Source organism: Pseudomonas sp. B22(2017), from assembly GCF_002113105.1.
GTDB classification, from domain to species: Bacteria; Pseudomonadota; Gammaproteobacteria; order Pseudomonadales; family Pseudomonadaceae; genus Aquipseudomonas; species Aquipseudomonas asiatica.
Genome location: NZ_NEJN01000024.1, coordinates 1 through 21,439 on the forward strand (window position 1 = coordinate 1; position 21,439 = coordinate 21,439).

19 protein-coding genes, 1 tRNA gene and 1 pseudogene are annotated in these 21,439 nt (G+C 60.2%); 6 read left to right on the forward strand and 15 right to left on the reverse strand.

The features are described from left to right. Positions 1-155 precede the first annotated feature (155 nt). The 3 genes from CAG18_RS25645 to CAG18_RS25655 form a co-directional block, all read right to left on the reverse strand. On the reverse strand, positions 156-1,823 hold the full coding sequence (locus CAG18_RS25645; RefSeq protein WP_085721804.1) for an FMN-binding glutamate synthase family protein: 1,668 nt from the start codon (positions 1,821-1,823) through the stop codon (positions 156-158). A gap of 240 nt (positions 1,824-2,063) precedes the next feature. Beyond that, the gene (locus CAG18_RS25650) at positions 2,064-3,431 is read right to left on the reverse strand and encodes an ATP-binding protein (protein WP_085721812.1); all 1,368 of its coding nucleotides are present in this window, start codon (positions 3,429-3,431) and stop codon (positions 2,064-2,066) included. 1 nt (position 3,432) lies between these two features. Then, positions 3,433-4,152: a response regulator gene (locus tag CAG18_RS25655; protein ID WP_015268622.1), complete on the reverse strand. Its 720-nt coding sequence runs from the start codon at positions 4,150-4,152 to the stop codon at positions 3,433-3,435. 140 nt (positions 4,153-4,292) lie between these two features. Between CAG18_RS25655 and CAG18_RS25660 the strand changes: the two genes are divergently transcribed. After that, entirely contained in the window at positions 4,293-6,590 is a 2,298-nt protein-coding gene (locus tag CAG18_RS25660; RefSeq protein WP_085721805.1) for a TonB-dependent siderophore receptor, read from the forward strand. Positions 6,591-6,743: 153 nt separating this feature from the next. Here the strand turns inward: CAG18_RS25660 and CAG18_RS25665 are convergent, their stop codons facing one another. Then, on the reverse strand, positions 6,744-6,950 hold the full coding sequence (locus tag CAG18_RS25665; RefSeq protein WP_085721806.1) for a DUF3079 domain-containing protein: 207 nt from the start codon (positions 6,948-6,950) through the stop codon (positions 6,744-6,746). Between the two features lie 177 nt (positions 6,951-7,127). Here CAG18_RS25665 and CAG18_RS25670 point away from each other — a divergent pair, with 177 nt between their 5' ends. Both CAG18_RS25670 and CAG18_RS25675 read left to right on the forward strand, forming a co-directional pair. Further along, complete coding sequence (locus CAG18_RS25670; protein ID WP_085721807.1) at positions 7,128-7,481, forward strand: type II toxin-antitoxin system HigB family toxin; 354 nt, start codon at positions 7,128-7,130, stop codon at positions 7,479-7,481. Between the two features lie 46 nt (positions 7,482-7,527). After that, the gene (locus CAG18_RS25675) at positions 7,528-8,001 is read left to right on the forward strand and encodes a type II toxin-antitoxin system HigA family antitoxin (RefSeq protein ID WP_061550697.1); all 474 of its coding nucleotides are present in this window, start codon (positions 7,528-7,530) and stop codon (positions 7,999-8,001) included. A gap of 395 nt (positions 8,002-8,396) precedes the next feature. On the opposite strand, the gene CAG18_RS25680 is transcribed toward CAG18_RS25675, so the two are convergent. Further along, positions 8,397-10,250, reverse strand: coding sequence for an ATP-dependent endonuclease (locus CAG18_RS25680; protein WP_085721808.1), 1,854 nt, complete (start codon positions 10,248-10,250; stop codon positions 8,397-8,399). Positions 10,251-11,137: 887 nt separating this feature from the next. Here CAG18_RS25680 and CAG18_RS26965 point away from each other — a divergent pair. Next, a pseudogene (locus CAG18_RS26965) lies at positions 11,138-11,275 on the forward strand (type II toxin-antitoxin system RelE/ParE family toxin); the annotation flags it as partial. On the opposite strand, the gene CAG18_RS25690 reads toward CAG18_RS26965, so the two are convergent. From CAG18_RS25690 to CAG18_RS25700, 3 genes are all read right to left on the reverse strand, one after another. Next, positions 11,272-11,595: a helix-turn-helix domain-containing protein gene (locus CAG18_RS25690; protein WP_085664156.1), complete on the reverse strand. Its 324-nt coding sequence runs from the start codon at positions 11,593-11,595 to the stop codon at positions 11,272-11,274. The pseudogene CAG18_RS26965 and the gene CAG18_RS25690 overlap by 4 nt on opposite strands. Positions 11,596-11,859: 264 nt before the next feature. After that, positions 11,860-11,935: transfer RNA gene (locus tag CAG18_RS25695), tRNA-Thr, on the reverse strand. Between the two features lie 98 nt (positions 11,936-12,033). Then, entirely contained in the window at positions 12,034-12,282 is a 249-nt protein-coding gene (locus CAG18_RS25700) for a hypothetical protein (protein WP_085721809.1), read from the reverse strand. A gap of 574 nt (positions 12,283-12,856) precedes the next feature. Between CAG18_RS25700 and CAG18_RS25705 the strand changes: the two genes are divergently transcribed. Further along, positions 12,857-13,147, forward strand: a complete 291-nt coding sequence (locus CAG18_RS25705; protein WP_085721810.1) for a DUF3077 domain-containing protein — start codon at positions 12,857-12,859, stop codon at positions 13,145-13,147. A 351-nt stretch (positions 13,148-13,498) separates the two neighbouring features. Here the strand turns inward: CAG18_RS25705 and CAG18_RS25710 are convergent, their stop codons facing one another. The 5 genes from CAG18_RS25710 to CAG18_RS25730 form a co-directional block, all read right to left on the reverse strand. Continuing rightward, a complete protein-coding gene (locus CAG18_RS25710) occupies positions 13,499-14,716 on the reverse strand; it encodes a methyltransferase (RefSeq protein ID WP_085721811.1) in 1,218 nt (405 codons plus the stop codon). 127 nt (positions 14,717-14,843) lie between these two features. Continuing rightward, positions 14,844-15,533, reverse strand: a complete 690-nt coding sequence (locus tag CAG18_RS25715) for an ABC transporter permease (RefSeq protein WP_015268628.1) — start codon at positions 15,531-15,533, stop codon at positions 14,844-14,846. After that, a complete protein-coding gene (locus tag CAG18_RS25720) occupies positions 15,533-16,225 on the reverse strand; it encodes an ABC transporter permease (RefSeq protein ID WP_013970485.1) in 693 nt (230 codons plus the stop codon). The genes CAG18_RS25715 and CAG18_RS25720 overlap by 1 nt, the downstream gene beginning before the upstream one ends. 54 nt (positions 16,226-16,279) lie before the next feature. After that, positions 16,280-17,035: an ABC transporter substrate-binding protein gene (locus CAG18_RS25725; protein ID WP_015268630.1), complete on the reverse strand. Its 756-nt coding sequence runs from the start codon at positions 17,033-17,035 to the stop codon at positions 16,280-16,282. A gap of 11 nt (positions 17,036-17,046) precedes the next feature. Then, complete coding sequence (locus CAG18_RS25730; RefSeq protein ID WP_003257472.1) at positions 17,047-17,820, reverse strand: ABC transporter ATP-binding protein; 774 nt, start codon at positions 17,818-17,820, stop codon at positions 17,047-17,049. A 601-nt stretch (positions 17,821-18,421) separates the two neighbouring features. On the opposite strand from CAG18_RS25730, the gene gabP reads away from it, so the two are divergent. Next, positions 18,422-19,807 (forward strand): GABA permease, encoded by a 1,386-nt coding sequence (gene gabP, locus CAG18_RS25735; RefSeq protein ID WP_013970487.1) that lies wholly within the window; start codon positions 18,422-18,424, stop codon positions 19,805-19,807. A gap of 180 nt (positions 19,808-19,987) precedes the next feature. Here the strand turns inward: gabP and CAG18_RS25740 are convergent, their stop codons facing one another. After that, on the reverse strand, positions 19,988-20,431 hold the full coding sequence (locus CAG18_RS25740) for a hypothetical protein (protein WP_013970488.1): 444 nt from the start codon (positions 20,429-20,431) through the stop codon (positions 19,988-19,990). 57 nt (positions 20,432-20,488) lie between these two features. After that, the gene (ppk2, locus tag CAG18_RS25745) at positions 20,489-21,361 is read right to left on the reverse strand and encodes a polyphosphate kinase 2 (RefSeq protein ID WP_178075750.1); all 873 of its coding nucleotides are present in this window, start codon (positions 21,359-21,361) and stop codon (positions 20,489-20,491) included. Positions 21,362-21,439: the final 78 nt, after the last annotated feature.

A 21,439-nucleotide genomic window follows, 5' to 3' on the forward strand; every position in this document is an offset into this window, starting at 1 on the left:
AAATAGGCTGAGATGGCTGTGAGCTTGAATTGCTCTGTGTATTTGCCCATAGGTCCCCCAAGGGTTGGATTTTTTGTCCAACTTCTTGGGGGCAGTCCACGATTCTGTAGGAGCGGCCTTGTGTCGCGAAAGGGCCGCAAAGCGGCCCCCGGCTTTCAAGCCGTCTCCACCACTTCCCTGCGCCGCACACCAACAACCTTCACCTCTCCCTCCCCAGTCTCCGGCGCAAAGCTGTCACTACGCGCCATCCGCCACATCCGCGCATAAAACTCGCTTTCAATCGAGCCACTGAGCAATTCGCCCGGCTTGAGGAACGTGTGCAGGTCCGAGAACAGCCCGATTTCGCTAGGGCTGATACGCCGCGCCAGGTGCTTGGGCTTGAGCTCCGAAGGGTGCTCCAGGCCCGCGGCAGCCAACATTTCGGCCAACGTATGCAGCGTGTTGCGGTGGAAGCTGGCCACCCGCTTGGCCTTGTCCGGCACCACCAGGGCGCGCTGGCGCAGCGGGTCTTGCGTGGCCACGCCGGTCGGGCATTTGTTGGTATGGCAGCTCTGCGACTGGATGCAGCCAATGGCGAACATGAAGCCGCGCGCGGAGTTGACCCAGTCCGCCCCGATGGCCAGCACGCTGGCGATGTCGAAGGCGCTGACGATCTTGCCCGCCGCGCCAATGCGGATGCCGGCGCGCAGGTTCAGGCCGACCAGGGTGTTGTGCACGAACATCAGGCCCTCGCGCATCGGCACGCCCATGTTGTCGCTGAACTCGCGTGGCGCCGCCCCGGTGCCGCCTTCCTTGCCATCGACGACGATGAAGTCCGGAGTGATGCCAGTGGCCAGCATGGCCTTGGCAATGCCCATGAACTCCCAAGGGTGGCCCAGGCAGAATTTGAACCCCACCGGCTTGCCGCCCGACAGCTCGCGCAGGCTGGCCACGAACTGCAGCAACTCGACTGGCGTGCGGAAGGCACTGTGCGCCGCTGGCGAGATGCAATCTTCGCCCACGCGCACGCCACGGGTTACGGCAATTTCGGGGCTGACCTTGTGCCCCGGCAGGATGCCACCGTGGCCCGGCTTGGCGCCCTGGCTGAGCTTGATCTCGATCATCTTCACTTGCGGCGAGCGCGCCTGCTCGGCGAATCGCTGTGGGTCGAAGCGGCCGTCCTCGGTGCGGCAGCCGAAGTAGCCACTGCCGATTTCCCAGATCAGGTCACCGCCATGTTCGCGGTGGTACGGGCTGATGCTGCCTTCGCCGGTGTCATGGGCAAAACGGCCCATGCGTGCACCGCGGTTCAGGGCAGCGATGGCGTTGGCGCTGAGGGCGCCGAAGCTCATGGCCGAGATGTTGAAGATAGATGCCGAATAGGGCAGGCGGCATTGCGGCCCGCCAATGGCGATGCGGAACGATGCCGGGTCTGGCGTGGCCACTGGCAGCATGGAATGGCTGATGAACTCGAAGCCGGGCTTGTAGGCATCGTTGAGGGTGCCGAAGGCCTTCTCGGCGCTTTCGTTCTTGGCCCGGGCGTAGACCAGCGAGCGCTGCGAGCGGGAGAACGGCAGCTTGTCGTCGTCGCCCTCGATCAGGTACTGGCGGATCTCCGGGCGGATGGTTTCGATCAGGTAGCGGATGTTGCCCAGGATCGGGTAGTTGCGGCGCACGGCGTGGTGGCTTTGCCGCAGGTCGTTTAGGCCGACCAGGCTGAGCAGCGCGGTGATCAGTGTCAACGGCCACAGCCAGGCATGCTGGGGTAGCAGCGGCAGGCTGGCGAAGGTGAACAGCAGGCAGAGGGCGAGGCAGGCGTAGCGGCTGGGTAGAGAGTGTTTCATGGGTCCATCGCAGGCAGGATGACCGGGCATAGGATAGGCAAAGGCGGGGAGGGGAAAACCTGGGTAATCGGTAAAAGACTGTTACCTGATTGTGGTTGTGTTGCCTGTGCTGGCCTCATCGCCGGCAAGCCTGCTCCCACCTCGACCGCACCGATTTTAAGCCATGCGCAGTTCCGGTGGGAGCTGGCTTGCCGGCGATGAGGCCAGCACAGGCGGCACAGTTCCTCCTCCACAAAAGTGTTAGCGAGGCAGCAACACGCTAACCCGCAACCCACCCCCCTCGCGGTTCGCCAACAGCAACTCGCCCCCATGGCTGGCAGCAATCCGCTGGGCGATGCTCAACCCCAGCCCATACCCCCCGGACGCCTGATTGCGCGACCCGTCACCGCGCACGAACGGGTCGATGATGGTCGCCAGCAGGCCCGGCGCAATCCCCGGGCCGCGGTCATCGATATGGATGAACACCCCCGTGGTCGCCTGCTCCAGCGTGACCGAAACCTCCTTGGCATAACGCAACGCATTGACCAGCAGGTTCTGCAGGCAGCGCTGCAGCAGCAGGGCATCGGCCTGCAGGCTGCCCGCCTGGCCATGCACCGGCAGTGGCTCTTCGGCAGTGGCCAGCTCCGCGCACTGGCGCACCACCAGCCGGTCCAGGTCTACCTGTTGCAAGTTCTGCTGCTCCCCCGCGCGCAGGTAATCGAGCACCTGGCCGATCATGTTGTCCATCTGCGCGATGTTCTGCCGCAGGCGTTGCCGGTTTTCGTCGTCCGGCAAGCGCTCCAGGCGCAGGCGCATGCGCGTCAGCGGGGTGCGCAGGTCGTGGGACACGGCGGCCAGAAAGTAGGCCTTGTCGTTGACCATCGCGATCAGCCGCTGCTGCATGGCGTTGAAGGCTTGGGCCGCCTGGCGCACTTCCTCCGGGCCATCCAGCGCCAAGGGCGGCTGCTCGAGGTTGCTACCCAGGCCGCGCGCGGCATCGGCCAGGCGCCGAAGCGGGCGCAGGCACAGGCGCACGGCTATCAGGCACACCAGCAATACCGCGACGATGCGCAGCGCGTACACCCGCAACAGGTAATCGCTGATCAGCACCCAGGCCGACTCGCCGCTCCAGCCTTGCAGTTCCTGGCCCTCGATGGTCAGCCAGTGCCCATCGGCCAACGGCACCGCAAACTGCAGATGCGCCTGGGCCGTGCGCAGGCCGAACAGGCTGCGCCAGACGATCGGCTGGCCCTGTTCGTCGGTCAACTGCACCTTCATCAGGCGCACGTCCTGGGCATGCCCCAACTCGTACTCGAGGGCCTGGTGCAGCAACAGCTCGACACGCCTGCGCCCGCGGCGCTCGTCCTGCACCGGCGTGGGCAGGGCTTCGCTGCAACGCAGTTGGTAATGCGCTGGCGCCTGCAGTGAACCGGCACGGCAGTCGGCCTGGGCGATCAACGGCGCGCTGCGTGCGGCAATCAGCCGGACAGGGGCCTCGAGAACCTGGGCAAAACGCACATCGAACCAGATGCTGCTGGACATCAACTGGATCAGCACGGTGCCGCTGACCATTATCAGCAGCAACTGGCCGAACAACGTGCGTGGCCACAGCCGGCGCAGCCAGCGCATGTCAGGCATCGGCCCCGTTGGCGGCGATGCTCAGCAAATAGCCTTCGTTGCGGATGGTGAGAATTTGCGCGGCACCCGCCGGCGCGTGGCGCAGGTGCTGGCGCAGGCGGCTGACGCACATGTCCACCGAACGGTCGTCTGGCAGGTGGTCGCGGCCGAACGCACTGCGCGTCAGCTGGTCGCGGGACACCACGCGGTTGTTGGCTTCCAGCAGCTCGCGCAGTACGCGGTAGTCGGAGCGGGGCAGGGTCAGGGTCTCGCCATCGGGGCGGGTGAGCAGGCGTTTCACGTGTTCCAGGCGGAAGCCGGCGAACAGCTGGGCATCTTCTACCGGCTCTTCGGCGGGCGCATCCAGGCGTTGCGGACGACGCAGCACGGCCTTGATCCGGGCGATCAGCTCGCGTGGCTCGAAGGGCTTGGCCAGGTAGTCATCGGCACCCACCTCCAGACCGATGATGCGGTCCAGCGTGCTGCCCTTGGCCGACAGCATGATCACCGCCAGCCCCGGCGTGGCTTGCAGCTGGCGGCACAGGCTCAGGCCATCTTCGCCCGGCAGCATCAGGTCCAGCACCACCAGCTCAACCTTGTGCCGGGCCAGGTGCTCGCGCATCTGCTCGCCGTCAGCCGCTGCCAGCACGTTATAGCCTGCATCTGTCAGGTAATCACAAAGAAGTTCGCGGATCTCGTCGTCATCGTCGACAACAAGCAAAGTTGTGCTCATGCAGAAAAACACCTGTTCGGTGAGGGCTGGTAGCGCTCGTTACGTTCGATTACATCCCCGTACAAGCCGGGTCTGGAGCCCGGGGGGCCGATCCCTAGAATCCTAACAAAAAATCATCTGCAAATACGAAGTCTTCCCAAATGAACTCCGAGAGCACCTCGAACACCTTCCCCTCCATCAGCCGAGGCGGCACACGCCTCAAACCGCTGGCCCTGTTCATTGCCGTGGCCGTCAGCGGTGGCGCGATGGCTGCCGACAGCAAGCCCCTGGAACTGGAGGCCACGCAGATCGAAGACAGCGCCCTGCTGCCTGCCGACGAAGCTGGTCAGCTGGGTTACACCGTCGAAAGCACCCGCAGCTCCACCGGCCTGGCCCTGACGCCGCGCCAGACGCCGCAGTCGGTCACCACCATTACCCGCCAGCAGATGGATGACCGCGACATCCACACCATCGAGCAAGCGCTGGAAACCACCCCAGGCGTGACCGCGAGCAAGTCCGAAGTGGGCGGGCGAACCGACTACCGTGCCCGTGGTTACTCGATCAGCAACTGGAAGGTCGATGGCATGCAGTTCCAGGGCGGGTCCGATTTCAGTGGCGGCGGCAACGCACTGAACATGGACCTGTACGAGCGCATCGACATCGTGCGCGGCGCCAACGGCCTGCTGGGTGGTACCGGCGACCCGTCGGCCACCGTCAACCTGATCCGCAAGGCACCGACCAGGACGTTCGGCGGTAGCGCCTATGCCACCTACGGCAGCTGGGACAAGCGCCGCCTGGGCGCCGACCTCAACTTGCCGCTGTCCGAAGACGGCCGTCTGCGTTCGCGCTTCGTGATGACCCAGCAGGACGCTAACTCATTCCGCGACAACCAGTCCGAGCGCTCCCGTGCAGCGCTGGCCAACTTCGAGTTCGACCTGGACGACGCCACCACCCTTGGTGCCGGCTACCAGTACGAGTACAACAAGATTGTTGGCGGTGGCTGGGGTGCGAACATCCCGATCTGGTACAGCGATGGCAGCAAGACCGACCTGCCGCGCAGCACCAACGTGGTACCCAGCTGGAGCTTTGGCGAGTACACCACCCGCACCGCGTTCGGCTCGCTGGAGCACCGCTTCGACAACGACTGGACGCTGGACCTGAAAGCCGCCCAGAGCACCGCCGAAACCCTCAACCACCGTGGCCTGGCCAAGGTCAACTCGGCAGGCCGTGGCAGCTACGGCGGCTACTGGGACCAGGATGGCAGCGGCGCCGTGCTCAACGGCCTGCACAGCTCCACCGACACCACCCAGCAGTCGGCGCAGATCGACCTGTCCGGCCCGTTCCAGCTGTTCGGCCGTACCCACCAGGCGATGGTTGGCTACAACGACAGCCGCACCGTGGCCTGGTCGCCGGAATACACCTGCACCATGGTTGGCGACGGCATGGCCAGTGCGCCTGCGCTGGGTTGCCAGTTCCGCGCCAACAACGGCTTCCCGCTGACCGACTGGCGCAATGGTGTGGATGACGACTACAACATCATCGCCTCGCGCACCGGCCGCCACAGCAAGACCACCACCCGCCTGCAGGGCATGTACGCGGCAACCCGCCTGAGCATCACCGACCCACTGTCGGTCATCCTCGGCGTGCGCACCAGCGACTACTCGGCCACCACCCGCAGCGTGGCTGGCGCACGTACCAGCCAGGAAGAGAACGGCATCGTCACCCCGTACCTGGGCGCCGTGTACGACCTCAACGACAACTACTCGCTGTACGCCAGCTACACCGACATCTTCACCCCGCAAACCGCTGAAACCAGCAGCGGCAGCAAGGTCGAGCCGATTCGCGGGCAAAGCTACGAGACGGGCATCAAGGGAGAGTGGTTCGATGGCCGCCTGAACGCCTCGGCGGCGTACTTCCGCACCAAGCAGGAAAACAAGGCAGTGCTCGACGGCGACCTGACCACCCCCACCGGTGGCGACGCCTACAAGGCCGGTTCCGGCCAGGAAACCGACGGTATCGACCTGGAAATCGCCGGCGCCCTGACCCCCAGCTGGAACGTGTACGCCGGCTACACCTACCTGCACTTCCGTCGCGTCGACAGCGACGGCCGCAGCGACCCATCGCACCTGTTCAAGGCCTCGACCACCTACCGCCTTTCCGGCCCGCTCGACCGCCTGACCCTGGGCGCCGGGGTTACTGCGCAGAGCAACATCCGCGCAATCTCCAGCCCGGCGGGCCAGCCGAGCAATGGTGTGAGCAACGGTGCCACTGACGTGAATTGGTCCGGTTATGCCATCTGGAATGCCATGGCCAAGTACCAGCTGACCGACGACACCAGCGTCAGCCTCAACGCCAACAACCTGTTCGACAAGCACTACTACACCCGCTACGGGTTCTATGCCGGGGCGATTTATGGTGACCCACGCAACCTGTCGCTGACGGTCAGCACAGCGTTCTGATCAGGCTGGCGCAGTCAGGTGTAGGAGCGGCCTTGTGTCGCGAAAGGGCTGCGCAGCAGCTCCGGCAATTTGTGCATTTACGCTGAAGTTCTGGGGGCTGCTGCGCAGCCCTTTCGCGACACAAGGCGGCTCCTACAAGGGACCGCGTAAAGCTCACTTGGGCCCTGTGTCCTGCTCTTGTTCAATCGGTTTCTCCAGCCGGTCCTCGAAACTGTCCCAGTCCTCACCAAACAGTTCCACCGGGTGCATGGTCCGACTCGCCCCATTGCCACAGGCCAGTGACTTGGCCGGGCAGTACAGGTCGCAGCCCCAGCAGATGCGCTCCGGGTGGCTGGGGTTTGTGGGGAATTTCTTGGCCATGGTCAGCTTCCCTCAGGACTATGTGCCCAACCTATACCTCGGCCCGCTACTCAGCTTGATCGACATCAATATCCAGGTGACCCTCAGCGGAGCGTATATTCCGGATCCAGATATATGCTTGACAGATATCTGGATCCGGAATAATTTGTAGGCACCTTGGTACGCCGGGACAACACAATGCGGGTGATAACGAAAGCGGCGGTTACCAAAGCCATCGAAGCTCACGCCCAGTGGAAAGCCCCCCTGAGCCTGTGGCTCACGACCTTTGATAGGGCGACGCTGCGCTTCGAGTCTTTTGAGCAGCTAAGGAATACGTGGTCTACCACCTCTGGCTGGAACGTTGACCGCATTCCTTGTTCAAAACTCAGACCCTCCAGCCGAAAAGGGCCGCTTGATGTCTATGTGTTCGATATCAAGAAAAACGAATGCCGTCTGATCGCATGGCTCAACACACGAACGGGCACCCTCTATATCAAGGCCATTCTGTCGCACGCGGAGTACGACAAGTGGTGCAAGAGCGATGTCAGGTAGCCGCCTGGCACTTGCCCAAAACCTACCGATTCGACAGGTGATAACCATGAAGCGGGATAAAATCGAAGCCAATGGACTAGATGCCTTCATCGCTAATATTTCACCCATGCTGGATGGCCTGAACGCCCAGATGGCAACCATGGCCCAGCTTCTTGCTGCCTGCCATGACCCCATCAAGGACGATGCTGAGCTCCAGGCGCGGATGGCATTGATCGATGAGCTCTACTCGCATGCCGACAGCGAAGGTCACGCAGCAGCGCGCTTTGCGGAGATGGTGGCGGATCGTGTCTACGAGTATGAGAGTGAGTCGGTACTCGTGCCGTTTGCGAGCCAGGCTGAAGCGTTGGCCTTCCTGCTGTCGGACAGGGGTGTGAAGCAGAAGGACCTTGCCTCGATAGCAACCCAGAGTGCGGTTTCAGAGATTCTGAACAACAAGCGGAAGATGACGGTTGCCCAGATAAAGGGCTTTGCTGAGTTTTTCAGCGTACCAGTTGAATTTTTCATGCATGGGGTGGTTTGAAATCGGTAGAGGGCGCAGGGATCGCGGGGCACAGAAGGCAAAAAAGGCTCACCTTTCGGTGAGCTTTTTTGATACTGCGTATGGTGCGGCACCAGACGTACGGTCACAGCCGCCTGGGGTAGTATTTCCGGCTGCCTGGAATTCTGTGGAAAATTAAGCGTATCTCAAAAAGTCACTATAAATCGTTCGGCTGGTCATGGCTTTCTGTGGAATCGAATTCGGGATTTATTGGCTTGTTTAGCTGCACGACGTCGCCTGATAAAGCGATATATAGTCGGTGCTTAAGTAGGATCTGTGAGTGCCCGCCACCACAATCGATGGTGACAGGCACTAAGCGTATAAACCAGGTAATCTGTTTCAGATGCTCATGCGAGAATATAAGAGAAATTTGAACTCTAACATAATGTGCTCTCGACGGCTTTGATTACATCATCTCCACGTCTAATGTACATCGGGAAGCCGCTGACGTTAAGAATTTTGCTTTGTAGCTTGACTACTAGCTTGTCATCTTCGATGGATAGATCAAAGATCCCAGACTTTTCTCTGAGTATCGTTTTTGAGAGGATTTTTATTTCTTGTGTTGTTGTGCCGGAATTAAGTTTAGCCATCGCAGGTGCTGCAATGGATAATAGTAAGTCACGTAATGATTCTGCTTCGCTAATTTGGTCCGCCAGAGACGCAAACTTAATGCATCTAACCATTTCAGGGAAGTTTTCATAAATATCTTTACTGTCGAGAGTGTCGAGGTGAGAAATTTCATCAACGGCAGCGCTTGGTTTTCCTTCCGAGGTAAGTCGATCTGCATGCTTGTAATAAGACTCTACCGCACCTTTTCGCAAGATGAAGCATCCTGCCAGTTCTAGTAGGTCGAGTATCGCTTCGATTCGACGTTTTATTGTGGTCCACTCTGCTCCTGATTTAAGCTCGTTTAACTTGCTGTCATCAATTTCGAATAATGAGCAAAAGCACGCTCGTTTTTTTGCTTGTGCGTCACTAATGTCTTTTCTGTTAATCCAATAAGGATGACTAATTGCGATGGCAGAAATGTCATCCCAGGACTTGATCACTAGATTGCAGAAATCATTGTACACAGTAGTAGCAAGCTGCGTGGCCGACTTAGCTCCAGTCCCGGTTGCTTTTCGATTAGCCTCTTCGCAGTCCTTGAGGAAATAATTTGTAAGATCTAAGCCGTCAGCAAAAGTATCTGCATCTGCTAAAACTATTGGCGTCTTTCCTAAGAGTTTCATGAACTTCGAAACTACAGGCATCTGGCCCGTGCCGATCACTGGTAGGATCTGAGAGCCAGCAGCCTCTAGATGTAGTTCCAATTTTTGAGAGATGAAACTGCAAAGAAGCATATCTGACGGCCCCTCAACGAGCAGCGGTCTGCGACAGAAAAGTGAAAGCTTGTGCTCTTGGCCCAAACGAGCTACCAAAGTTTGCAGTTTTTGATTTTTTAACTCTTCGGCAGAAGGATCAACTTGGGCAGGTGGGAGGCTGAGGTCGTGGCAGAATAGTAATGATAATAGGTCGTCGCACTTTAGTACTCTTAACATTTCTGTTGAGTGGGTAGCTATTACAATTATTTTTTTGAAACTTCCTTCTGAGGGGTGACCAGATGCCGATATTATTTCATTTAGTAAGAAGGCTTGGAGTTGTGGGTGTAATGAGACTTCAGGTTCGTCGAGTAGCAATGCTCCGACATCATCATCGTATAGGGCGGCCAAGATCCCAACGAGGTGAAGTAATCCGGAAGCTTCTCTTCCAGATGAATATGGTTGATCTTCTCCGTCTAATCTCGCGAAGGAAACTTTTAAACTCCCTCCATCCCATTCTATTAATATGTCTCGCTTGAAGAGCTTCCTAAGCCTTTCTTGCACTTTAATAAGTATGTCAGCTCTTTCAGACAGGGTTTGAAAATCTCCCTCTAGGGTCTCAATGTTATGTCGGCGAACAACATCACTCTTGCTTCCGAATTGGGCGTTATTATATAACGGATTGCCGCCATGGTGACCGTTGAAATCTGACCTGTACTGCTCAAGTAATCCCATTCTGCCCGCAGAGAGAAATCTGACTTTTTTGTCTTTGGTATGTGGACGTAATGAGTTTTTAAGGGCCCTTAGTAAATGCGTCTTCCCGCTCCCGTTAGGTCCTATTAAAACAGTTAGCCCGCTCTGCAAGGTAATGGATCTATCGTAGTTCCCATTGTGGCTTTCAACATTTACATTTAACTTGATTGGGAATGTCATTGCTCGTCTCTGTTGTCGATGGCAAAGGGTTTAGGGCTGACTATTGTGCTGCCGGTTGTGGGTTAATTTATTGATTTCGTTTTTACTCGCTGGCGCCGTGCCCTTCCGAGCGGCACCATTTGACGAATGCCTACAAACGTTCACAGTCTGCTGTAGCCATACGATAGTGGCCACTGCCGAACATGTTTTTCTGCGAATGTGGGCCTTGATGCCTGTCGTAGCCTAGATTACGCCTCCCACTACCTACCAATGCCATGGCGGTCATCTAAATATCCGTTCTCCGATCCCAGCCCCACGTCATCCCGCCGAGAATGTTGAGTGTTATCAGGGGGCAAGGCCCCTGCGACCTGTGGGGAATGCCCTCTACGCGGGACTGGCGGCTCCTTACGACCGGGAGCAAGGGCATCTCATGATCCGGCCTCCTGAACACCGCTACCGGTGGGCGGGTGGAGGCAGCACTGGCTGACGAGACCAGTGCCTGAAGATCCTGAGCCAGGTGCAAGCAGCAATGCGATGACCGGGGCATGCCTGACTGTCAGTCAGGTGCAGTCCATTCCTTGGCCTGCGGCACCATCATCTACATGGCTGTTGTTGGTGACCTCGGCATTTGTCACGCCGATTGTCACGAGGGGGTATGCCGCAAAGCCATGTGCGATCAAGGCCGCAGCAGTGGAAGAAGTGCCCGTCTCTTCCCTCAGAAAGAGACGGGCACAGGTTGGCGCAATAGTCGGTCAAGCGGATAGGTGCTGCACGGCAGCGAGGTACGGTGTATCTGGCGCACGAGCGCCATATGTGTAAGAGCATCCATCACATGGGTAGTGACCGGGCGAGCTGCCGGATGCGAATCGCCTTTGGGGAAAACCACCGCGAAAGCGATGTGACCTTGCAAATTCGCGGACATGGTCGTCGTGCTGCATTCATTCGTGAAAACGACCAACAGGTCCGACCGGCACGCGATGCAGGTCGCAGAAGAGCGGATGAAGGAGTTCAAACACGAGCTGCGGAAAATGGGGTACAGGGTTTAGCTGCCAGGCGCTTGAGTGATCACGATCTGCGGCGGTGAACCGGCATCGTTCGAGGGCAGGGTGAGGCTTGTGCGAAAGCCGAGCTTGTCGAGCATGTCCATCATGGCATCGAGGGTGAACTTCTCGATCTTGCCATTTGCAAGCTCGGATATTCGGGATTGGGTTACGTTCAGCCTGACCGCAGCATCATGCTGCTTGAGGCCCATTTTTTTGATGCAGTCGGTGATGAAAATGGACAGGTCCATTTTCAAGGCCATTTTGCTGGCCGTGTCTGCATCGTGGGTGGCGTGGAAAGGGCTTTCGTGGAATTGAAGCGCCATCGGCTTGCCTCAGCAGGAATATCTAAAATTTACGATAAATCGTGGCGGGGCCAAGTGGGCGAGTCAAAGCGTTTATGTTGGAAGACGTGTCTGGTCTCAGGCTGCGCTCTTCTTTGGGATCGTTGGGGGCCGCTGCGCAGCCCATCGCAGGCAAGCCAGCTCCTACATCGAGCGCATCGGCCTCAAGGCCAAGGCTGATGTGGTTGGGCGACCCTGGAAACAAAAAAGGCCCACCTTTCGGTGAGCCTTTTTTGATACTGCGTATGGTGCCGGCACCAGGAATCGAACCCGGGACCTACTGATTACAAGTCAGTTGCTCTACCATCTGAGCTATACCGGCAATGGGGCGTCATTATAACGATCGGTTGGCGCCTGTAAACCACTTCGTTGCGAATGTTCGCAAATGACCTAAGTCACCGACCTGAAAGAAGAATTTTCCTACCAGCCGCGATGGATGGTGGTGACGCTCGGCTCGGTTTTGCCCGGGTTGAAGAACAGCTTGTCATTGTCGCAGCCGCGCTTGCGGCAGGGGCTTTCGGTGCGCAGGGGCAGGCCGTTGTCGCCGCCCAGCTGCATGCCGGGGTGGTTCCAGCCCAGGCTGCTGGTGGAGTGGGGAGCGGTGCCGCTGGCGCAGCCGGTCAGGGCCAGGGCGAGGGTCAGCAGGGCGAGGGGCTTGGCTTGGGTCACGATGGTCGGGTCCGTTAGTCCATTGTCGGTTCTGGCGCAACGCCAGAAGGTCGCGGGGCTGGCGGGCAGCGCGCGACGTCACTTTTTAATCATTTGGGGGGCGGATGATACACCGTTGGGCGGGATCAGCGGTGAGGCTTTAGCTTTTTGTTGCTTGTTCTGGCCTCTTCGCGGGTGAACCCGCTCCCACAGGGATATCACTGTTCTCAAGCCTTGTGAGATTCCTGTGTGTGGGTTTACCCGCGAAAGGGCCATCAGCTGTACGAAGATTCTGAACTTTAGGGCTAACAGCTTCAGGGTTTGGTGGCTTCGGAACTATCCTACGCGCGCCGCCGAAGTATCGCTGTTGTCGGGGAAATGGCTCACGGATACCGTTTTCGGGTCGCTCTGGCGACCGGGTGTGAGAACCCGATTTTGAACGTATCGGCTGCGTAATGGCGACCGTGCGCGGGCAGACCTTGGTCTGGCCGAGCTTCCTATGTTCACTCGGTTTCTCACCTCGTGCACGGTTGCCGCCTTTGTTCCGTGAGAAAGAATGAACACGGCAACTCCTTTGAACTAGGGAGTTTGAAAATTGAAAACGATCGATACTGATCCCCGCAGCCCAAAGCCAATCACCACCGCAGGCGTGGAAACCTTCCTCGCAGCCGGTAACCCATCCCTCAATCTGCTACGCGTGGAGCCTGGCGTCCCCGTCGATGCTGCCTATGAGCATGTCTCGATCCTGATGGGCTACATCAAGCATCTGGTGCGCGAGGGGGATATGGAGGATGACCATAAATTCCTGGGCGCCGCCGATTATCTGTGCGACATGGCCAAGGCGCTGATGAACGATATCGAGATTGCCAAGAACAAGGTGCATTGAAAGTCGTAGGAGCGGGTACCGCATCGCATGGCACGGGCTTCGCCCGTGTTCGCGGGCACGCCCGCTCCCACAGGAATCGCGTAAACCTGCAGATTTCTGAGCAAGAAAAAGAACCCACAAAGACCGTGCAAACAATGCTTGCGCCAACCACAAGAAATGTTTATGCACAAGTGGCATCGGCGACTTGCGCGAAAGGCATGCCGGATCGATACACCGCCGGTCTTTGCGCAAACGCCTGTTTTTACTGGACTTGACGCGCAAGCCGGAATAAGCCAAACGCTTGAAATAGCGCTTGGATCCAACAGGTAATCACAAGCTTGTTCACAGAGTTATCCACAGGTTGTGCTGCGGCTAACGGTCGCGTTCGGCAAGGATTAGCAGGTTGCGCGGGGTGAGTGGGTAGTCGCAGAACAGGCCAAGGCGCACGTTGTAGCCTTGTTCTTCGAGGAACAGGGCGCGATCGAGTACCAGCCACAGCTCCAGCGGCCGGCGGAACAGGTTGCGCACGCGCTCCAGGTTGCGGACCTCGGCCAGGCGCTGCCAGCCGGCGGCTTCCAGGGCTGCCCAGTCCGGGTTGCCAGTCAGCTGCAATTGCTTGAGTTCGGCCAGGTCGCGGCAGTACTGCTCGAAGGGCTTCTCCAGCCAGGCCACGGGTAGCGACGGTGTCGGCAGGTACTCGTCGGTCTGGCGCTGCTGGCGTTGCAGCAGGTCGAAGCCCAGGCGCCGGGCCATCGAGGTGTCGCGCTGGCGCCGCACACGGGCGCCGGCGGTAACGGTTTCGCTCAAGGGCAGGCCCAGGTCGTCCAGTGACAGCCGCAGGCTGGAGGCTTGGGCGGCTGTGGATAACGCCTGGTAATGCTGCGCCGCGATGCGGTTGTAGCAGCAGGGGGCCACGGCCAGTTGTCGGCAACCTTGCTGGCTGGCCAGTTGCATCAGGCGCACATGCAGGTCGCCACAGGCGTGCAGGGCGACCACGCTTTTGTCACCAGCCAGGTGGCGGGCGCTGTCGTTGGCCATCACATTCTGGTGCACATGCTGCGCCGGCAAGTGGTGGTGCGCGCTCAGGGCCTGGCCGGCGGCGACCAGTTCGGCATCGTATTCCAGGCAGGTCAGGTGTTGTCCGGGTTGCAGCAGGCGGCGGCCCAGGTGGCCTTTGCCGGAACACCAGTCCAGCCAGTGGCGAGGCTGTTCGCGGAAGGCCAGGTGGCTGGCGAAGGCTTCGATCTGTTGCCATTTGCGGCCGGGGACGGCTACGTCGAGGCGGTGCGCGGCGGGGGGCAGGTCGGTTTCCGGGAGGTTGCCGAGTGCCGAAAGCTGTCGGGCTTGCTGGGCCAGTTGCGGGAACGGGGCGGGCAACGGGGCAGGCAACGGGGCAGCGGTGGTGTCGGTTTCGGCGTCTGCCAGGGAGCATTGGCGCAGGTGGGCGGCAAGCTCGGGGTGGGCGGTTTCCCAGGCCAGCTGCAGGCTGGTGAAGGGGCGGGGTTTCCACAGCTGCTGGTGCTCGATCAGGAACTGGTCGAGGGCCTGGAAGCGGGTGCTTAGGTGGGGGCTGTGGAGGTGGTTGGGCATGGGGGAGAGTGTGTTGGTTTTTAGGGCCTCTTCGCGGGTGAACCCGCTCCCACAGGTATAGTGCACAGCTTTAGGGCTGTGGGGACTCTGTGGGAGCGGGTTTACCCGCGAAGAAAGCTAAGTGGTCTCAGCGGCCCTGGCAGGCATCCACGCGCAACCAGCGCTCCAGCAGCTTGAAGCCCTGCACCAGCACGAACGAGATCACCAGGTAGAACACCCCGGCGGCAAAGAAGATCTCTACCGGCAGGTAGGTGCGGGCGATGATGGTACGGGCCATGCCAGTCAGTTCCAGCAGGGTCACGGTACTGGCCAGGGCACTGGCCTTGAGCATCAGGATCACTTCGTTGCTGTACGCCGGCAGGCCGATGCGCGCGGCGCGTGGCAGCATGATGTAGAACAGCGTCTTGCCCCGCGACATGCCCAGCGCCCGCGCCGCCTCGATCTCACCCTTGGGGATCGACTGCAGCGCTCCGCGCAGGATCTCGGCGATGTAGGCAGCAGTGTGCAGGGTCATGGTCAGCACGGTGCACCAGAACGGGTCGCGCAGGTACGGCCACAGCGAACTCGAACGCACCGCGTCGAACTGCGCCAGGCCGTAGTAGACCAGGAACAGCTGCACCAGCAGCGGCGTGCCACGGAAGAAGAAGATGTAGCTGAACGGCACCGCGCGCACATACCAATGGCGCGAGGAGCGGGCGATGCCCAGCGGGATGGCCAGGATCAACCCGGCAACCACCGCGATGGCTACCAGCTCCAGGGTCAGGGTCGCACCCTGGGCCAGGCGTGGCAGCCATTTGATGATGACTTCCCAATTCATTATTCGGCCCTCGCAAAGCCGCGAGCGGCGCGTTTTTCCATGAAGTGCATGCCGGTCATGGCAATGATGGTCAGGCTCAGGTAGATGCAGGCCGCGACCATGTAGAAGGTGAACGGCTCTTTGGTCACGGTCACGCCGATTTGTGCGTGGCGCATGATTTCTTCCAGGCCGATTACCGACACCAGGGCGGTGTCCTTCATCAGGATCATGAACAGGTTGCCAAGGCCGGGCAGGGCGATGCGCCACATCTGCGGCAGGATGATCCGCGACAGGATGCGGCCCTTGGACAGGCCAAGCGCCAGGCCGGCTTCACGGTGGCCCTTGGGGATCGCCAGGATGGCGCCACGGAACACTTCGGTGGCATAGGCGCCGAAGCACAGGCCCAGGGCGATCACGCCCGCAGCGAACGCGCTGAGCTCCAGGCCCGGCATGTTCAGGGCTTCACCGAGGGCGTTCATCAAGCCGACGGTGCCGAAATAGATAAGCAGTACCCACAGCAGTTCGGGCACGCCGCGAACCAGGGTCGAATAGAAGCCACCAAGCCATTGCAGCGGCTTGATCGCGGAAGTCTTGGCCAGGGCGCCGAGCAGGCCCAGGACAAGGCCCAGCAGCAAGGCGCAAAGCGCCAGTTTTACGGTCATCAGGGTGCCGGCCATCATGGCCGGACCGAATCCGTGCAGGTCGATATTCATGGGCAGGTCATTCTAGGGACTGGCGCGCCGCAAGGGCGCGCCGGTCGGGGCGGATCATTCGATGCTGAACGGGAAGTACTTGTCGTTGATCTTCTTGTACGTGCCGTCGGCCTTGATTTCTGCCAGGGCCTTGTTCAGGTCGTCGCGCAGCTTGGTGTCACCCTTGCGCACGGCAATGCCGATCTTGTCGCTGTCCATCACTGGCTCGCCCTTGAACTCGAAGTTCGAGCCGTCTTTGCTCTTCAGCCACTCGTACTGCACGTACTTGTCGGCCAGGATGCCGTCGATGCGGCCGGAAACCAGGTCGAGGTAGGCGTTTTCCTGGGTGTCGTACAGTTTGATCTCTACGTCGTTACCGTAGTTGTCTTCCAGCCAGGTGCCAGCCAGGGTGGCGCGCTGGGTACCGATCACCTTGCCCTTGAGCGAGGCCTTGTCAGTCTTGAAGTCGACGTTTTTCGGCGCGATGAACTGCAGCTTGTTGGAGTAGTACGGCTCGGTGAAGTCCACGGCCTGTTTGCGCTCGTCGGTGATCGACAGCGACGACACCAGGAAGTCGAACTTCTTGGCGTTCAGGGCCGGGATGATGCCGTCCCAGTCGGAGGTGACGACCGAGCACTCGACTTTCATCTTGGCGCACAGGGCGTCGCCGATGTCTTTGTCGAAGCCGACCACGTTACCGCTGGCATCCTTGTTGTTGAACGGTGGGTAGGCGGCTTCGATACCCATGCGCAGTTTTTCTGCGGCCAGGGCGTTGGCCGACATCACCAGCGTGGCAGCAGCTGCCAGGAGGAACTTCTTGTAAGTGTGCATGTATTGCTCCGTTAGCGGTGGCTGGACATGAATTGCTTGCAACGCGCCGAGGTCGGGTTCTCGAAGACCTGCTGCGGCGATCCCTGCTCTTCGACCAGGCCCTGGTGCAGGAAGACGACTTCACTGGACACATGGCGGGCAAAGCTCATCTCGTGCGTCACCAGCAGCATGGTACGGCCTTCTTCGGCCAATGCGCGGATAACGTTTAGCACTTCCTGGACCATTTCCGGATCGAGCGCCGAAGTTGGCTCGTCGAACAGGATGACCTTGGGCTTCATGGCCAGGGTACGGGCAATGGCGGCGCGCTGTTGCTGGCCACCGGAAAGCTGGGCGGGGTAGCTGTGGCGCTTGTCGTAGATGCCGACCTTGTTCAGCAGGGCTTCGGCGGCTTCGATGGCCTCGGCCTTGCTCTGGCCGAGCACGCGGCGTGGCGCCTCGATGATGTTGTCGAGGATCGACATGTGCGGCCACAGGTTGAAGTTCTGGAAGACGAAACCGATCTCGCTGCGCAGGCGGTTGATCTGGCGGTTGTCGGCGGCGACCAGGTCGCCGTTCTTGGCGGCCTTGAGCTTGAGGGCTTCACCGGCAACCAGGATTTCGCCCTGGTGCGGGTTTTCGAGCAGGTTGATGCAGCGCAGCAGGGTGGATTTGCCGGAGCCGGACGACCCCAGGATGGAGATCACGTCACCGTCGCGTGCGGTCAGCGAAATGCCCTTGAGAATTTCCTGCTCGCCGTAGCGTTTGTGCAGATTGCGGATTTCCAGCGCGGGCGTGGCCTGAGCCATGTGCGGTCCTCATGTGTACGGGTGCGTTCCCAGCTGTTGGCGGCCTTCCTGGCGTGCGCCACGCTAGCATAGCGGCATTATCACGGCCAACAGGGTCGCTGGGGACTCGGGGCGCTGGTGGGGCAGTTTGTCGCATCGTTGCAGCGCAACGTCGCGCGGATGTCCGCGAAGGTGTCGCCCAGCACCAGAGCCTTGATGAAAAAAGGCGCGATGGTGCCAGCTTTGGCCCGCTCATGGAAGCGGTTTTAGACCTTTCGCGGGCACGCCCGCGAACGGGGGCGGCCAGGTCTTTAGGTTGTACCTCTAGGTTGCACTTTTTTGCATTGCAGCGGTGCACAGGTGTTACCGGGGAGCACCTTTGGTGCGTTTGTAAGTGGGTATTTCAGTAATCCGATGATTTGGTGGTCTTTCGGTCAGCCATTGGCCGAAAGCCCTCCAAACCGCGCGGTAAAAGGCCTGTCGGCATTTCTGACGAATGTATTCTGCACATGGCGCGCTTATTGCCAGCAGGAAACCGCCGATTGCAGCGACGCCCGGGTCAACCCCGGGCGCGCTCCGTAACCGCAGTCGGAGTGGTCCACTCCTTACAAAGGTAGTTTCAATGAGCGGTAACAATTCCAATGACCTCGCTCAGGGGCTCAAACAACGGCATGTGACCATGCTGTCCATCGCTGGCGTCATCGGTGCCGGCCTTTTCGTTGGCTCCGGCCACGCCATCGCTGCTGCCGGCCCAGCCGTGCTGCTGGCTTACGCTGCCGCCGGTACGCTGGTCGTGCTGGTCATGCGCATGTTGGGTGAAATGGCGGTCGCCTCGCCTGACACCGGTTCGTTCTCTACCTATGCCGACCGCGCCATCGGGCGCTGGGCCGGTTTCACCATTGGCTGGCTGTACTGGTGGTTCTGGGTACTGGTGATTCCGCTGGAGGCCAACGCCGCCGCGGCCATCCTGCATGCCTGGTTCCCTGCGGTCGACCTGTGGGCGTTCTCCCTGGTCATCACCTTGGCGCTGACCCTGACCAACCTGTGCAGCGTGAAGAACTACGGCGAGTTCGAGTTCTGGTTCGCTCTGCTCAAGGTTCTGGCGATCATCGGCTTCATCGCTGTGGGTTGTGCTGCCTTGTTCGGCTTTGTGCCGAGCAGCCAGGTAAGCGGTGCCAGCCACCTGTTCGACACCCAGGGCTTCATGCCTAACGGCCTGGGCGCGGTGCTGGCAGCCATGCTGACCACCATGTTCTCGTTCATGGGTACCGAAATCGTTACCATCGCCGCCGCCGAGTCGAAGGACCCGGGCAAGCAGATCAGCCGCGCCACCAACTCGGTGATCTGGCGTATCTGCCTGTTCTACCTGGTGTCGATCTTCCTGGTCGTGGCCCTGGTACCGTGGAACGACCCGGCCCTGGCCGAGACCGGTTCCTACCAGACCGTGCTGAGCCGCATCGGCGTACCGAATGCCAAGCTGATTGTCGACATCGTCGTGCTGATCGCCGTGACCAGCTGCCTGAACTCGGCGCTGTACACCTCGTCGCGCATGCTGTTCTCGCTGAGCAAGCGTGGTGACGCCCCGGCCATTGCCCAGCGCACCACCAAGTCGGCTACCCCGCATGTGGCGGTTCTGCTGTCTACCGCAGCAGCGTTCCTTTGTGTGTTCGCCAACTTCGTGGCCCCGGCCCAGGTGTTCGAGTTCCTGCTGGCCAGCTCTGGTGCCATTGCGCTGCTGGTGTACCTGGTGATTGCCGTATCGCAGCTGCGCATGCGCGCCCAGCGTGAGGCTCGCGGCGAGAAGATCACCTTCAAGATGTGGCTGTTCCCGGGCCTTACCTGGGCGACCATTGCCTTCATCATTGCCATTCTGGTGGTAATGGCGCTGCGTGAGGACCACCGCGCCGAAATCATCGCGACCGCGCTGCTGAGCATTGGTGTGGTGGCGGCTGGCTTGCTGGTGCACCGCAAGCGTGAAGCTGCCGGGCGGGTGGCGCTGGATAACTGATCCGCGCTGGCTGAAATGAAAAGGCCGCGTCCTGTGAAGGGCGCGGCCTTTTTTGTTGCCTGTTCCGGCTCTTTCGCGGGCTTGCCCGCTCCCACAGGGACGGCATTGCCTTTAAGCCTGGGGTGTACCTGTGGGAGCCGGCTTGCCGGCGATAGGGCCCGGGCAGGCTACACAGCCCTGTCAGCCAAATTGTTTCTGCTGCTGTTGCTGCTTGGCAACCAGCTCCGAAGCCGCCACGTAGGCGGCCTGGAACTCATCGCTCTCCAGCCAGGCCATGGTGGCTTCTTCGTCGGCCCCATCCAGCCATTTGCGGTAGGCATTGAACACCAGCACGATGTAATCGGTGGCGTGTTCTTCCTTGTGTCCCTTGAGCACAAGGGCCAGCAGCGGGTCTACCAGGAACACCGAAATCATCGGTACCAGGCCGCCTTCCTGGGCTTCCTTCATCTTCTTGAACAGCGGGTCGTAGCTGCCCGACTCCATGGCCTTGTTGTACACCTGCTCGATGCTGGCGCTGTCACCGGCACTGGCCTTGACCGCCTGGCCGCTGCGTACCATGCGGTTCTGCTTGGCCTTGCTGGCGGCGCGCTTGGCGCGTTTCTGTTGCTTGGTTGGGGTGGCCATGGTGAATCCTTGGTGGGGCGGAAATTGCGCGTATTGAAGCGCAGCAGGCACGCCGATTCAACTGGCCTGCGGCTCTGCCTCATCTTCCTCGAAGCCGCGGGACGCTCGCCCGACCAGTAGCGCATCCGGCGCATGCGCCACGCTGCGGTCCTTGCCCGGGTAGTCCAGCGAATGCAGGAAGTGCCGGATGCAATTGATCCGCGCACGCTTCTTGTCATCGGACTTGATCACCGTCCAAGGTGCATCGGCCGTGTCGGTATGGAAGAACATCGCCTCCTTGGCTGCGGTGTAGTCCTCCCACTTGTCCAGCGACTTGATGTCGATGGGGGACAGCTTCCAGTGTTTGAGCGGGTCGTCCCGGCGCGAGATGAAGCGGCGCAGTTGCTCTTCGCGGTTCACCGAGAACCAGTACTTGAACAGCAGGATGCCGCTGTTGCACAGCATCCGCTCCAGCTCCGGGGCCTGGCGCATGAACTCCAGGTATTGCAGTGGCGAGCAGAAATCCATCACCTTCTCGACCCCGGCGCGGTTGTACCAGGAGCGGTCGAAGAACACCATTTCACCTGCCGTGGGCAGATGCTGGATGTAACGCTGGAAGTACCACTGGCCTTTTTCCTGCTCGGAAGGCTTTTCCAGGGCAACGATGCGCGCACCACGCGGGTTGAGGTGCTCCATGAACCGCTTGATGGTGCCGCCCTTGCCTGCGGCATCGCGCCCTTCGAACAGGATCACCACGCGCTGGCCGGTTTCCTTCACCCAGCTCTGTACCTTTAACAGCTCGATCTGCAGCGCGTGCTTGGCCTTTTCGTAGTCCTGGCGACGCATGCGGGTGCGGTAGGGGTAGCTGGCCGGCAGGTGGGCCGAGGTGCTGTCTTCGTTGCTGCCCTTGGGGGCGGTGGCGACTTCCAGTGCAGCAGGTTGCTGGCTGATCCTGGTGATCGTCGGCTCCGGCTTGCGCTGGCGTGGGCGACGCGTGCGGGCTGGGGTGATGGCGGGCTCGCTGGGGGC

Excerpts from the sequence above, each read along its gene's own strand:
- CAG18_RS25645 (WP_085721804.1), bottom strand. The coding sequence starts at position 1,823 with ATGAAACACTCTCTACCCAGCCGCTACGCCTGCCTCGCCCTCTGCCTG.
- CAG18_RS25650 (WP_085721812.1), bottom strand. The coding sequence starts at position 3,431 with ATGCGCTGGCTGCGCCGGCTGTGGCCACGCACGTTGTTCGGCCAGTTG.
- CAG18_RS25655 (WP_015268622.1), bottom strand. The coding sequence starts at position 4,152 with ATGAGCACAACTTTGCTTGTTGTCGACGATGACGACGAGATCCGCGAA.
- CAG18_RS25660 (WP_085721805.1), top strand. The coding sequence starts at position 4,293 with ATGAACTCCGAGAGCACCTCGAACACCTTCCCCTCCATCAGCCGAGGC.
- CAG18_RS25665 (WP_085721806.1), bottom strand. The coding sequence starts at position 6,950 with ATGGCCAAGAAATTCCCCACAAACCCCAGCCACCCGGAGCGCATCTGC.
- CAG18_RS25670 (WP_085721807.1), top strand. The coding sequence starts at position 7,128 with ATGCGGGTGATAACGAAAGCGGCGGTTACCAAAGCCATCGAAGCTCAC.
- CAG18_RS25675 (WP_061550697.1), top strand. The coding sequence starts at position 7,528 with ATGAAGCGGGATAAAATCGAAGCCAATGGACTAGATGCCTTCATCGCT.
- CAG18_RS25680 (WP_085721808.1), bottom strand. The coding sequence starts at position 10,250 with ATGACATTCCCAATCAAGTTAAATGTAAATGTTGAAAGCCACAATGGG.
- CAG18_RS25690 (WP_085664156.1), bottom strand. The coding sequence starts at position 11,595 with ATGGCGCTTCAATTCCACGAAAGCCCTTTCCACGCCACCCACGATGCA.
- CAG18_RS25710 (WP_085721811.1), bottom strand. The coding sequence starts at position 14,716 with ATGCCCAACCACCTCCACAGCCCCCACCTAAGCACCCGCTTCCAGGCC.
- CAG18_RS25715 (WP_015268628.1), bottom strand. The coding sequence starts at position 15,533 with ATGAATTGGGAAGTCATCATCAAATGGCTGCCACGCCTGGCCCAGGGT.
- CAG18_RS25720 (WP_013970485.1), bottom strand. The coding sequence starts at position 16,225 with ATGAATATCGACCTGCACGGATTCGGTCCGGCCATGATGGCCGGCACC.
- CAG18_RS25725 (WP_015268630.1), bottom strand. The coding sequence starts at position 17,035 with ATGCACACTTACAAGAAGTTCCTCCTGGCAGCTGCTGCCACGCTGGTG.
- CAG18_RS25730 (WP_003257472.1), bottom strand. The coding sequence starts at position 17,820 with ATGGCTCAGGCCACGCCCGCGCTGGAAATCCGCAATCTGCACAAACGC.
- gabP (WP_013970487.1), top strand. The coding sequence starts at position 18,422 with ATGAGCGGTAACAATTCCAATGACCTCGCTCAGGGGCTCAAACAACGG.
- CAG18_RS25740 (WP_013970488.1), bottom strand. The coding sequence starts at position 20,431 with ATGGCCACCCCAACCAAGCAACAGAAACGCGCCAAGCGCGCCGCCAGC.